Source organism: Hydrogenophaga sp. 2FB (assembly GCF_005503365.1).
Taxonomy (GTDB): domain Bacteria; phylum Pseudomonadota; class Gammaproteobacteria; order Burkholderiales; family Burkholderiaceae_C; genus Hydrogenophaga.
The window spans coordinates 1-12,873 of the sequence record NZ_SCML01000013.1 but is presented as its reverse complement, the minus strand read 5'-3'; the positions used below and the strand labels follow the sequence as shown (position 1 = coordinate 12,873).

The following is a 12,873-nucleotide window of genomic DNA, read 5'->3' as shown; positions in this document are numbered from 1 at the left end:
CTCAGCGAGGTGTCTTGGAGGCGGTCTTGCGGGCGGGCTTCTTGGGAGGGGCGGCCTTGCTCACGACCTTCCTGGCGACGGCGGTTTTGGCTGCAGCCTTTTTCGCCGGCGCTTTTGCCGCGGCCTTCGCCACCGCGCGGGTCGGTATGCGTTCGCGCTTGGGCCGCCACTCGGCCGTGGTCGCGACGATCTTGCGCAGTTCGTCGGCGGGCAACGGACGGCGCGCTTCCAGTTTGAGCCAACCCACCAGGCCTTCGATGCTGCCGGGGTCCGCGAGGTCGGCCTTGACGCTGTCGACGATGGTCTTTTCCTTGATCACGCCGCTGCCCTGCACCACCGGCTCGGCGAACAGGCCGATCGCGGCGGCGGTGAGCACGGGCGAAGCCTGGAAGCGCGCTTCGGACAGGAAGCGGATGATCTCCGGCGTGATGCGCGCTTCGGTGTTCTTGTAGACCGTGGCCCACTCGTCCGAGAGGCCCAGGCCGTCGATGCGCTTGAACAACTGCTTCTCGAGAAGGCCGTCGTCTACCGGCACTTCGTTCCATTCGGTGTTGCTGGCGATGCGCAGCAACTCGTCGGCCGGGATGGGGCCTTCGGCCTCGCGCTTGAGCAGCATCAGCAGCGCGTCGTTTTTCTCGGGTGCGCTCAACACGGCCGACACGCCCAGGGCCTGCGTCTTGTCGAGCACGGGTTTGCCGCCCTGTGCTTCGGCGGTGGTGATCGCGTCGGTGAGCAGGCCGAGCGCGGCCGCCGTGAGCACCGGCGACTCCTGCAGGCGCTTGCCCGCGAGCAGGCCGATGACCACGCTGGCGGCGGCCGGTGTGGCGCGCTGGACCACGAAGTCCAGCCGCGAGGTGAGGCCGAGTTCGGTGATGCGCTTGTTCAGGCTCACTTCCAGTTCGCGCTCGTCGCTGCCGCTGATTTCGCGGTAGCTGCCCACGAGGTCGTCGCGGTAAGCGAGGTGGCGCCGGCGCACGAACCACAGGTTGCCCAGGCGCGCGAGGCGCTGCCACTCGGCCTCAGCGCCCGAGACCACCGGCACGGCTTCCGTGACGCGCGGCAGCCGCAGTTTCTGCAAAACCTCGAACGGACGGCGCTGCGCGATCAGGTTGGGCGCGGCAGGCTTCACCAGGCGCGTTGCAAGCGCCGCCGAGCCCAGGCTCAGGCGCGCGACCACCGCGCGCCATTCGTGGCGCGGCACCGGCGCGAGCACCATCACGGCGGTGGAGTCGAGCGACTCGGCGGACGCAGTGAGGTCGATCGGCTGCAAGGCCAGCGCCTCTTCGATCAGCGCGGGCAATTCGTCTTCCGGGATGATGCTGAAGTCCACATCGACTTCGGCCGGAAAGTAGTTCTGCGTGAAGTCCTGCGCGTTGATCACGCCCGCGGGCAGCGGCCCGGCCGGTGGCAGCGAGGGGAAATGCGCGCTGGCCGGAAAGCCGCGCCCGCCGCTGCGCGAGACCACGTCGGCCAGGTGGGCCTGGTGCTGCATCAGGTGCGCCAGGCGCAGGCCGCGCGGCGCGAAGCCCAGGCCCGGCAGGTCGCCCCGGTCGGCGCCGAGTTCGCGCCGCACCATGGCTTCGTCGATCCACACCACGGTGTTGTTCTGCAGCGCGAGCATGGCCAGCGGCAGCACGTTGGCCGACACGCCAGCGGCCATGTCCTGCGTGAAGATCGCGCGCGCGGCGCGGCCCCGGCGCGCGTCGAGCGCATCGGCCGCGCCGTCGTCCTGCCAGGGCACGAGCACCACGGCCGTGGCTTCGATCACGTCGCCGTCTTCCACCGTGCGCTGGCCGGTGATGGAGGTGGGGTATGCGCCGATCGGGTTGGCGGTGAATTCCACCGGGCGCAGCGCGAGCACGAACAGGCCGGTGCGGCTGCGCAGCGGTGGCACGGGCAGGCGCGAAAGGCCGAACCTGGCGGAGAGTTGTTCGGCCACCGGGATGTTGGCCAACTGCACGTCGATCGCGCGCGGCAGCAGCACCAGTTCGCCCGAGGGCGTGACGCCGTGGCCGGCCTGCACGCGCAAGGTTTGCGGCGCGCCGCCTTCGTTCACGAACAGGCCCGTGGCCACACCGCTGCCCGAGGCCTGGCCCAGATCGGCCTCGCGGGTGAGGAAGTACTGCTGGTCGCGGATGAGGTCGCGCGCGGCGAGAAAGCGGCCGTCGAAATAGAACGGACGCTCGCGGCGACTGTCTTCGATCAACACGCCACTGGCGCGCAGCCGCGCCACCTGGTCTGCCTTGATCGGTTCGCGGGCCGTGCCTTGGGTGAGGTTCATGGTGAAGCTCCGGTTACATCAGCTGAGTGTTCAAAGACCGTTCCAGCGCGCCAGTACGCCCGCGCCCGGCAGGAAGCGGCGGCCGAAGTTGTCGACCAGCACGGCGCTGCCACTGCGCACCGTGGCGTCGCCCGCGTCCACGGGAATGAGCACGCGCGCGACGAAGACCGCGCTGGGGTCCACGCCGGTGGGGTGTTCGGGCCCGGGGGCGAGCGTGCCGTCTTCGCGCCGCGTGTAGCCGTGCAGCACAGCGTCCTGCAACGCTGCGCGGCGTTCGTCGAGGTCGGCGTCGGGGTTGCCCATGGCGGCTTCGCGCGCCTCGCCCTCGGCTTCGGTTTCATCGGGCAATGTGGTGGCGCCCGCCGGCGCGGGCAGGCCGGAGAAATCGTCGTCGAGCCCCGGGCGTGCCACCAGGTGCAGTTCGTAGGCGTCGCGCAGGCGCGAGACGCTCACGGCGTTGAGCGCGTCGAACGGCCCCGCCGCGAAGGCCGGCGTGAGACCGCGTGGGCAGGCGACGAAGCGCAGGAACACGTCGGCCACCACGGCGCGCGTGGGCACGGGCACCGCGCCGGGCATGGCGGCTTCGGCCACGGCGCGCGCCGACAGAAAACGCTCGGGCGTGGTGTAGGCCGCTTGCACCAGCCCATCGCCGCCGTTGCGCGCGCGCTCGGCGTCGAACCAGCGCGCCACGCGCAGGCAGGCCGCACGCGGCAGTTCGATGAGGCGGCCCAGGCGGTCGACCGCGAGGCCGGCTTCGACGCGCACCTCCTCCGGCCGCGCGGGCGTGTCGTCGTCGGCCTCTTCTTCCGTGACGGCCGGTGCGTGCCCCACACGCAAACCCGCGAGCGTGCCGCCGCCGGCCACGAAGGCCAGCGCGCGCGCCAGGCGGCCCCGGTGGTAGGTCTGCTCGTCCAGAAAGTCTTGCGCGTCGAGCAGCATGCCGGTGGCGTATACCGGGCGTTCGGCCAGCGGTTGTTGGGCGATCGGGTCCACGGTGGTGGACTGGGTGGCGGTGCTCATGGAAATCACTCCTCCTTGCGCCGACGCGGGCGCGCGCTGCTGCGGCTGGTCTTGCGGGGACTGGTGCGAGGCTGCGCCAGCGGTTCAACATCGGGGCCGTCGGACACGACCACGGGCGCGGCGGCTTCGCCACGCAAACGCGGGTCGAGCGTGGTCGGGCCGAGCACGTAGTCGCCCAGGCCCAACACCGAGCGCTGCACGCGCACCGGGCGCGGCGGCACGGCGCGCGCGAGGTAGGTGTCCACCCCCACGAGGCTGGCCACGCCGACCATGAAAGGCCAACTGGCGGTGACCACGCGCACGTCCACATGCGCGGGCGATTCGAGCGCGACGATGCGGCGGATCAGGCCCAGGTCCACATCCTCGACTTCGCGGTGCACCAGCACGGTGGCGCGGTGCGCGAGACGGCCGTAGAAGCTGGCGATGTTCCGGTCTTCGGCGGCACCTCCGTCAGCGTCTGTGGCTTCTTCGCGGTACAGCGCCATGAGTTCGCCGCGCTCCTGGTCGCCCAGCACCAGCGTGTCGCCCACGACCGAGTTGCCGCTGACCTGCAGTCCGGGCAGCAGCGGATCGTTCTCGTCGGACAGGTCCACGCCGAGCAGCGTGGCGAGCAGGCGGCGCAAGCGGAAGTCTTCGAGCACCACGACCTCGCCACCGCTCACGGCACCACCCGTGGCCACGTCGAGCGCGAGCGCAAGGCCCCGGCGCGTGCCGTGCCATTTCGCGAGTTCGGGCGCGCTTTGCAACCAGGCGCGGCGGCGGTCTTCGGGCAGTGCGGGGTCGAAGGCCAGACCTACCCAGGCGGCGAGCCAGTCGAGGTTTTCCGCGGGTGCGCTGGCCGGGTCGGTGAGCAGGTGGGCGCTGGCCACGCGATCTTCGAGCGGTGTGAGCACGCCCTCGAAGTTGGCCAGGCTGCGCCCCAGGAAATCGGCGGGCGTGGCCTGCGGCCGGAAGACACCGATGGCGTGGCCCTTGAGCACGAGGCGCCAGCTGCGTTGGCTGGTGCCGTCGCGCAGCAACCAGCTGCGGCCGGCGCGTTCGACCTCAATGCGTGCGCCCTCGCCCACCGCGACGCCGCCGATGGACAGGCGCTCGATCAGCGCCGGGTCGGCCAGGCCGCCGAGGTCGAGTGCGTCGGCATAGCCTTCGTCGATGCTGTCCACGCGCTCGCCGGGCACCTGTGCTTCGTCGCCGAACAGGGTTTCGCGGTAGATGCGCGGCAGGTACTGTTCGGCGTAGTTGAAGCGGCTGGCCCAGGCGCGCAAGGCCACCACTTCGGGGCTGGCGCGGCCGTCGCCGTGCAGGTCGATGCGCACCCACAGGTAACGCCCCGTGAGCTGGCGCACGCGCGAGCGCGCGTTCTGCACCAGCACACCGAACAGGCCGCGCAGACCGGGCTCGGGCGACCAGGTGGCAAGGCCCGGATGGGCCGGCAGCTCGGAGGGCGCGCGGTCCCAGGTGGCCAGCGGCACGTGCGGCGCGCGCGCGGCGCTGCTGAGCGCGCGCACGTCGCGGCCGAAGGCGTGCGGGTGCCAGGCGTCGAGCCGCTCGGGCGCGGGGGGCTCGGGGTCGTTGGTGGCGGCTAGCCACAGCAGCACGCCGCACGCGGGTGGGATGTGCGCTTCCATGGTGACGCGGTGCCACACGGTGGCGGGCGTGCCGCTGTCGATGAGCCGGGCCTGCAGTTGTTCGGCTTCGATGCGGAAGTTGGCCGCGCTGCCGGCGCGCGCGAGGTTGGGCAGGGCCAGTGGCAGCAGCGGCTCGGCCGCGTCGCCGCGCACGGGGTAGTGGGCCGATCCGTCGGTGCGGTGCACGAACGACGCTTCGCGCTGGTCGGCGGCGAGCGGGAAGACGTCACCCAGCGCGAGGATCTCGCCGCCGTTGCCGTCCCACGCAAAGGCCGGCGCATCGACACGGCCCGGCAGGCGCAATCCGAAGCGCGAACCGTCGAGCCAGGTGAGTGCGCAGGCATGCAGCGCGCCACGCAGGGGCCGCAGGGGGCCGGCGCTGCGCGTGGCTTCGTCCCATGCGCGCACCCAGGTCTGGCCGTTGCTGTTCCAGCCCAGCAGCAGCAAGCCGCCGTGCGCGTGGCAGGCCATGGCGAGTGGCAGTGCCACGCCCGCCCAGCCGGTGGAGACGATGTGCAACGCGGGCGCGTGGCAGTTCTCGGGGTCCGGGCGAAACACGCCGGGTGCGTAGTCTTCAGCGGCTGGGGTGGTGGCGGGCAGTGGCAGGCCGCTCAGGCGCGCGAGGCGGCCACTGGCGCGTTCGAGCACCCACACACCGCCGTTCGGGTGCACGGCCATGCGCCAGGGTTCGAAGCCAGGTTCGCTCACATCCACATCGGCCCAGCGCTGGCGCAGGTCGTGCATCCGCACGCGACCGGGCAAGGCCACGTAAAGCACGCCGTCGGTGCCCACGCACAGGTCGGTCGGCGTTGCGGGCAAGGGCAACGCGATGGCGGCGTCGGGCAGGTGGCTGCGCACCACGATCGCGTTGCTGGGTGCGTGCCAGGTGGCGACCGCGCCTTGCGCATCCAGTGCGCGCGGCACCACGTCCAGCGCGGCGCGTGCCGCCGCTTCGTTCGCCACGGGATCGGCCGGTGGTTCCAGCTCGCGCTCGGACGCCAGGCGCAGCGCGCTGCAGCCCGCGTGCCAACGCAGGTGTGCATTGGCATTCACCAGCGTGGGCCAATGCGCCGCCGCCTGCAGCGACCAGAAGCGGGAACCGTTGGCGTCCATCAGCAGAGCTCCGGCACAACCGGCACCGCGACCGCGTTGGCACTCGCAAACGGGTTGGGCAACGCGCGCAGGTTCGTCGGCGCTTCGTTGCCTTCGATCACCACGATGGACAACAACTCGGGCAGTTGCCACGGCTGCAGATTCAGCGTCTGTTGTGCACCGGCCTGGTTGCGCGGCAGCAGCGCCCAGTCCGCTTGCGCAGCCGTTCCCTGGCGCGCGAAGAGGTTGATGCCCGTGACCTCGGCCACACCGGCCACGCGCGACACCTCCACTTCCAGTTCGCGCTCGCGCACCGAGCGGCCGAGCGTCCAGCCTTCGCCGTCGAGCCCGCCGGGCGCGAGTGGCCACAGCAAGCGGCGCAGCGATTCGCGCACTTCGTACAACAGCTTGTCGCGCGCAAAACCTTCGCGCACCCGCAGCGCCACCGACAGGCCCAGCGGCACGTATTCGCAGCCGATCACATACAGCTCGGTGGCCAGCGGCACGCGCGCCGACAGGTGCGCGTGCACGCGTTCGATGAAGGGGCGGTCGGGCCGTGGGTTGGGCGCGGGCGCCAACGGCGCGGCGGGCAGCGCGAGCACGCTGACCACGCCGGGAATATCGAAGCGGCGGTCGCGCGGCTTGAAGCGCGGCAGCACTTCCACGCGCCCCACGTCCACGGCTGGGGTTTCGAGCGCGAGGCTGCGGTAGTCCTCCGCCGTCACGGCGCGCTGCTGGTGGCGCAGCGTGGCGGGAATGCGGCGCTCGGCTTGCGGCAGCGTCTCGGCGTCTTCGCCGCCGTCCATGGGCAGTGGTTGGTTCACCTGCAGCGCGGGTGCGCGCTGGCCGTCGATGAGCGTGGCGTTGATCTCGCTCAGGCTGGCCGCGGGCAGGTTGCCCGCGCGGCCACCACCGAAGCGGCCTTGCGCCAGGCGCACGCGCATGAGGCGTTCGGGCACACGGCCGCGCACGCCGTCGCCAAAGCGCAGGCTGCCGGCTTCGGCGTCGAGCTCGAAGGCGCCGGCTTCGCGGGCCACGCGCGCGTCGGCGCTGATGGCGGCGAGGTCGTCCACGCGATGCCACGGCTGGTAGCCGCGCCCGCCGGGCTCTTCCACTTCGATCACCAACGTGTCCGGGTCCACCGAGGTGGCGGGCAAGGCAAAAGCCTGGTCGGCCGCGCCGTTGCTGGTGCCGATCACCTGCCCTTTCAGTGTCACGCGCTGGTCGACCTCGACCGCGTTGATGCCGAGCCACGCGAGCGGCAGGCGCTCGACGTTCTGGCCCGGGCGCGGACGCAGGCGCAACCAGCCCACGAGCCGCGCGGCGCGCGCCGCGTCGTCGAGCCGGGGCGGCGCGTCGCCCACACCGGCAAGCGGGTTCACACCGACCTGGTTGGAGGGTGCCCAGATCAGCGATTCGTCCGGCAGCGGCAGGCGCAAGGTGCCCGCACGCGTGAAGCCCCTGGAGCTGTCGCTGCCCGGCAGCGGGTCGAGCGTGAGGTAGTCCACCGCTTGCGCGCCGCGCCCGCGGACCACCATTTCCCACAGCACCGGCACCTCCGCCGCACGGCCCACTTCTTCGAACAGCGTGGGCATTTTCAGCGCGGGCACGATGCCCAGCGACAGCAGCGAGGGCGCGCCCGTGTCGCCGCCGCCCAGTGCGGACAAGGCCGCAACATTGACCGCGGGTTGTTCGGCGGCGCTCGGTGCGGGCGGCGCGAGCAGCGCGATCCACAGCGCGCGGTCGGTGGAGCGCGCGAACACGTCGAAGCCCTCGGGTTCGGCGCGGCCTTCGGCGAACACCGGCAGGGTTTCGTAGCCCTGCACGGCGCCGCTGATGCGGTGCACGCGCGAGAGGCCACTGATGACGTCGGCCATGCGCGCGGCTTCGGTGTCGTTGAGGCGGCGCTTGATGTAGGCCTCGCCCGTCACCGGCAGCACCGTCGTTTCGTTCAGGGTTTCGAACGGCACCGCGCCCTTGATGCGCGCGCCGGGTTGCAGCGTGCAGGCGCGCAGCTCGGTAGGCTGCGCGTACGACAGGCCGACGATGCCGTGCGCCGGCTGCGCCGCGCGCAGGCGCTGACCGAGCAGCTTGAGGAACACCAGGCGCTGGCGCTCCGGGATGAGGTTGGCGCGGTACAGCAGCGCGTCGCCCAGCCACGCGAACAGTTCGATCAGCGTGCGGCCGGGATCGCCCAGGCGCGGGTTGGTCCACTCGGGGGTGTGGGCCGGGATGCGCGCGATCAGGTCTTCAACGAGGTCGTCGAAGCGGCGGTCGTCGAGGCTCGGGGGAAGAATCGGCATTTAAGCCTCCAGCTGCACGTTGACGTTCATGCGGCCCGGCGCACCCGTGCGCGCCAGCCGGTACAGGATTTCCACGCGCAGGTGGCTCGGCGCGTCCGGCACCTCCCACACCTCCACGGCGTCCAGAAGAATGCGGCGCTCCCAGCGCGCGAGCGACTCCTGCACCAGATCGCGGATGCGCCGGCGCGTGGCCAGGGTGTTGGGCTCGTGCAGCAACCGGTCCAGCCCGCCGCCGAAATCGGGCCGCATGAGTTGCTCGCCGGGGCGCGTGCTGAGCACGACACGGATGCCGTCGCGCACGCTGGCCTCCAGCGCGGGCCAGCCGAGCTGCCCGTGTTCGTCGGGCACACCGAGCCAGGGAAAGCCGATGGGTGCGGCACTGCTGCTGTTCATGAGTCGCCTTTCTTCGGAAAGGGAATGCAGATCTTGATGAACGCCATCCACCGGAAGATCAGGTCGAACAGGCTGAGGAAGATGCTCAGCACGATGAAGGCGCAGATGGTGATGATGGGAATGCTGAAGCTGCAGATCCAGCCGATGGTGATGCCGGCATCGGGCGGCTTCTTGCCCTCCATCAGGTCTTTCGGATTGCCGCTGAGCAGGTTCTGCAAAGCGGCGGGCACGGCGAAGGACACGTTGGGTTTGAGCGAGCGCAAGAGGTTGCGGTCGCTCACGTCGGGCAGGTTGATGCGCACCGGCGGTGCGCCCGAGCCTTCGTACCAGGGCGCGATCACGAAGGGCTCGGTGCTGGCGCTCCAGACGATGCGCGCGGGGCAACCGCACTCGGGTTTCAGGCGCACGAAGGCGCGCACCACGTACAGCGCAGCAGGGTCGTCGTAACGGCCGGGTGCGGGGTTGAGTTGTGCGAAGCGCTCGGCCACGGAACGCGAGAGTGCGAGCCGCAATGCTTGCGCCTGGTGGCTCGGCAAGGCGGGCCAGTGCGTGGGCATCTCGGGCCGCGTGGCGCTGGTGTCGCGCTCGATCAGCACGCGCGTGGCCTGGCGCAGGAAGGTCTCGGCGTTGGTGCTGCGTGGCACCGTTTCGTTCGCGCGCAGCTTCAAGGGCAGGCTGATGGCCGCCAGTTGCTGGCGCAGCGCGACCGCGTGCGCCGACGTGCCGTTGAAGGCGTTGAACTCGCCATCGAGCTGGCGCAGCAAACGCAGCAATCGCTGCAAGCCCGTGCGCCCACTGCCACCGGGTTTGAGCTGGTCCCAGTGCGCGCTGGACACGCCGGAAGGCCGCTCGGTAGTGGCCATCTCGGCGGCCTCGGCCCAGTCGACGTCGAGCAGTTCGCCGTCGAGCGGGAAGTCCATCTGCTCGCCGCGCAGCGCCTGCACCAGGTGGTTGCGGAAGTCCGCGCTCTCGGGGCCGAAGCTGCCGGTTTCGTCGAAGGCGGCGGCGGTTTCCGCGAGCTCGCTGCTCACCGTGGGCACGATGCCGTAGTACACGGTCTTGCCGATGGCGCGGCACATGTCGGGTGGCGCGACGAACAGGGGCACCACGTGTTCGTTGAGCAGCGCGTCGGCCTGCTCGAGGTCGATGCGGACCAGCTCGCGGTCGATGTCGTCCACGCCGGTGCGGCCATGGCGCAGGCGCAGCGGGCCGGCCGGATCGCGCGCGGGACCGCCGATGCGGTCCACCGGCAGCCAGCCGCGCAGGCGGCCGCGCGATTGCATCCAGCCTTCCTGCACGTTGCTGCCCGAACGCCGCACGCGGCGCACCACGAGGCCGGCGGACTCGACGCGCGCGGGGTCGATGCGCGGTGTGCCCGGCACGTCGCACCAGGCTTCGAGGATGGCGAGGTGGTGCTGGCGCTGGATGGGCTGGAACAGCTTGAGCACCTGGCGCGCGTCGCGCGCGGCGGCGCGCGAAGCCTGCAACTTGCCGCGCCCGGCATCGGTGGTGAACTCGTCGAGCACGGCTTCGATGAAGTTGTCGTCCGAGCGCTGCAGGATCAGCGGCGCGCTGCCGGTGCCGATGCCGCGCGGCGCGCCCAGGGCGATCTCGTGCGGCGGTTGGGGGATGAAGCGTGGGGCCATGCTGCGCTACCAGATGTTCCCGGCGCCCGGGGTGTAGCTGGTGGAGATCACCGAGTTGGTCTGCAGCACGTCGCACTTGACGATGCCGCTGAACGTGGACATGGCCGCGTCCACCTTCACCATGCCCGCGCTCACCTCGACCTGCGAGGCCGTGACCTTCACCTTGGCGGCCGCCTGCACGGAAATGCCGCTGCTGTCCATCACCACGCTGTTGCCGTTGGCGTCTTCCAAAGTGATGGTGGCCGGGCCATCCTGCAAGGTCACGGTCTGGCCGCCGGGGGTTTCGAGCGTGAGCGTTTCCTGGCCGTCCTGGTCGAGGATGGTGATGGCCACGCCGTTCTTCGACTTGATGCGCTTGGTGCGGTGCTCGCCGTTGGCCAGATCGGCGGGCGACGGCGAGCTGCCGTTCCACAGGCCGCCCAGGATGAGCGGGTGGCGTGCATCGCCGTTCATGAAGACCACGAGCACCTCGTCGTCCACGTCGGGCAGGAAGAACATGCCCCGGTCGTTGCCCGCGAAGGGCGCGACCACACGGGCCCACATCGGCGCGTCCTGGCCTGGCACGGCGTCGTGCGCGAGCAGGCGCACCTGCACGCGGTTGCGCTGCTCGGGGTCGTCCAGCGACACCACCTGCGCGATGGCGGCGGCCTGCATCCAACTGGTAGGGCGTTCGAACAGGTCACCCGGTCTCATGCGCCTTCTCCCAGAAACGCACACTCGCCGATGAACTCGGTGCGAAAGCCCATGGTCTGGTCGTACAGGTGGGTGGCGGCGCTCACGTAGTAGCGGTTGTCGAATTGCGGCGACAAGCCGCTGACCGCCACCGTGGTGCCGACACGGATGGCCGGGTTGCCCACGCTCATGCCTTCGAGCCGCACGAAGCGGCGCGCGCGCTGGTCGAGCGCGGCCGTGGCCACGGCTTCGGCTTCGGCCTGGCTGCTCACCGCGAGGTGGCCCACATGTTCGCTGCGCGCGCCAAAGGCTTCGTCGAGCCACGACACGCCGCTGCGCCCGCTGCCGGGACCGCTGTGCGTGATCTGCGTGGCCTCGTGCGTCACCGCGCTGCCGTCCACCGGGTTCCAGCCGCTGGCGCTGGTGGCCGTGGCCTGTTGCGACAGGTCGGCGATCACGTGCGCGCTCATGAGCTGGCCGAACAGGACCAGCTCAACTTCGCCGCGCGCCACATCGCCGCGCGGCGAGACCTGCAGTTCTTCGCCCACGATCTGCAGGTCCGCATCGAAGCGGGCGAGCAGGCGGCGCAGGAAAGCGAGGTCGCTCTCGTTGATCTGCGCCCAGGTGTCGGTGGGACTGCTCAGGCCGGTGATGACCGGCTGCAGGTTGAGCGCGCCCGCCACCTGCCGCACCACGTCGGCAGGCGACATGTCGGTGTAGATCTGGCTGCGCCGCGCCAGCCGAGCGGCTTGCAAGGCGTCTTCGGCCAGGGCGACGAACTCGGGCGCGCCGCCCATGGTGTAGACGTGTTCGATGGCGCTGACCTTGCCGCGAAAGATTTCCACCGGTGCTTGCACGTCACCGGCGTACACCTCGATCGCCGCGCCGAGCTTGAGGTCGGAGCTGGCGCCGAACGCCGCTTCGGTGCCGCCGCCGGTGGTGGCCACCAGGTTGGACAGGCGCAGCTCCAGCCGGCTCATGCCGCCCTCGCCCTCTTCCATGCGCATGGCGATGAGCAGGTTGGACAGGCGCAGGTCCGCCTCGCCCGCGATGCGCAGCGTGGGCCGCGCGCTGTAGAGCGGGTTGCGGCTGAGGGCGGTTTCGGTCATGGGTGTCTCCCGCGTCGGCGCGATCGGCGACTTGTATTCGCTCCTTCCCCCTCTGGGGGAAGGCTGGGATGGGGGCACGCACTCCGACCACGCCACTTCAAGCGCGCCCCCATCCCAACCCGCCCCCAGAGGGGGAGGAAGTGAAGCACACCACGAGAAAGTTGTTTCATTTCAAGGTCTCAATCCGCGCGGGTGCGCCACTCGCGCTCGGCGTGCAGGACAAGCGCACGCAACATCTGCTCGGTAACGGCCGCGCCGGATGGGTCGGCGGACGCTCGGCTCTCCGAGGCCTCGGGTGGTGTGGGCCGGTCGGCCTGCACTTCGGCGGTGACTTCTTCGAATGTGATGGGCATGTGGTGTGTCTCCTGGCCTCTTGTTTCTGTTGTGTCTGCGGTGTCTCGCTTTTTTCTTCGCGTCGCGGGTGTCAATCAAAGGCGATGCGGGCCTGCAGATCGGCGGCAGCACCCACGTCGGTGCTCAGGCTGCCACCTCCCCCACCGCGCGCCATGCCACCGGGCGCGAAGCCGGCCACACCGGCGTGCGCTTGCGCGCTGGGCAACAAGGCTTGCGGGTTGGACAAGGCGGCGCCGGCCTTGGCGCTGGTGCCGACGCGCAAGCCGGCGAAGGCCGCGCCCGCGGTGGCGGTGATGCCCGCACCCGCGCCCGCACTGGCACCTGCGCTCACGCCCACGCCACCACCGATACCCACCCCCGCGCCAATGCCTACGC

9 protein-coding genes and 1 pseudogene are annotated in these 12,873 nt (G+C 70.9%); all 10 read right to left on the bottom strand.

Going from position 1 to position 12,873, the window contains the following annotated elements; genetic code table 11:
• Position 1: 1 nt before the first annotated feature.
• Positions 2–2,281: a hypothetical protein gene (locus FFS09_RS09835; protein ID WP_137918688.1), complete on the bottom strand. Its 2,280-nt coding sequence runs from the start codon at positions 2,279–2,281 to the stop codon at positions 2–4.
• A 30-nt stretch (positions 2,282–2,311) separates the two neighbouring features.
• Positions 2,312–3,301, bottom strand: coding sequence for a hypothetical protein (locus tag FFS09_RS09830; RefSeq protein WP_137918687.1), 990 nt, complete (start codon positions 3,299–3,301; stop codon positions 2,312–2,314).
• A 5-nt stretch (positions 3,302–3,306) separates the two neighbouring features.
• Positions 3,307–6,042 (bottom strand): phage tail protein, encoded by a 2,736-nt coding sequence (locus tag FFS09_RS09825; protein WP_137918686.1) that lies wholly within the window; start codon positions 6,040–6,042, stop codon positions 3,307–3,309.
• Complete coding sequence (locus FFS09_RS09820) at positions 6,042–8,324, bottom strand: putative baseplate assembly protein (RefSeq protein ID WP_137918685.1); 2,283 nt, start codon at positions 8,322–8,324, stop codon at positions 6,042–6,044. Before FFS09_RS09820 ends, FFS09_RS09825 begins: the two co-directional genes overlap by 1 nt.
• Positions 8,325–8,717, bottom strand: a complete 393-nt coding sequence (locus tag FFS09_RS09815) for a GPW/gp25 family protein (protein ID WP_137918684.1) — start codon at positions 8,715–8,717, stop codon at positions 8,325–8,327. It abuts the gene before it with no gap.
• Positions 8,714–10,363, bottom strand: coding sequence for a hypothetical protein (locus FFS09_RS09810; protein WP_137918683.1), 1,650 nt, complete (start codon positions 10,361–10,363; stop codon positions 8,714–8,716). The genes FFS09_RS09815 and FFS09_RS09810 overlap by 4 nt, the downstream gene beginning before the upstream one ends.
• A 6-nt stretch (positions 10,364–10,369) precedes the next feature.
• Positions 10,370–11,056: a phage baseplate assembly protein V gene (locus FFS09_RS09805; protein ID WP_137918682.1), complete on the bottom strand. Its 687-nt coding sequence runs from the start codon at positions 11,054–11,056 to the stop codon at positions 10,370–10,372.
• Positions 11,053–12,144 (bottom strand): phage late control D family protein, encoded by a 1,092-nt coding sequence (locus FFS09_RS09800; protein ID WP_137918681.1) that lies wholly within the window; start codon positions 12,142–12,144, stop codon positions 11,053–11,055. The genes FFS09_RS09805 and FFS09_RS09800 overlap by 4 nt, the downstream gene beginning before the upstream one ends.
• 179 nt (positions 12,145–12,323) lie before the next feature.
• Entirely contained in the window at positions 12,324–12,497 is a 174-nt protein-coding gene (locus tag FFS09_RS30605) for a hypothetical protein (RefSeq protein WP_171019952.1), read from the bottom strand.
• A 71-nt stretch (positions 12,498–12,568) separates the two neighbouring features.
• Positions 12,569–12,873 (bottom strand): annotated as a pseudogene (locus FFS09_RS30600) (hypothetical protein); the annotation flags it as partial.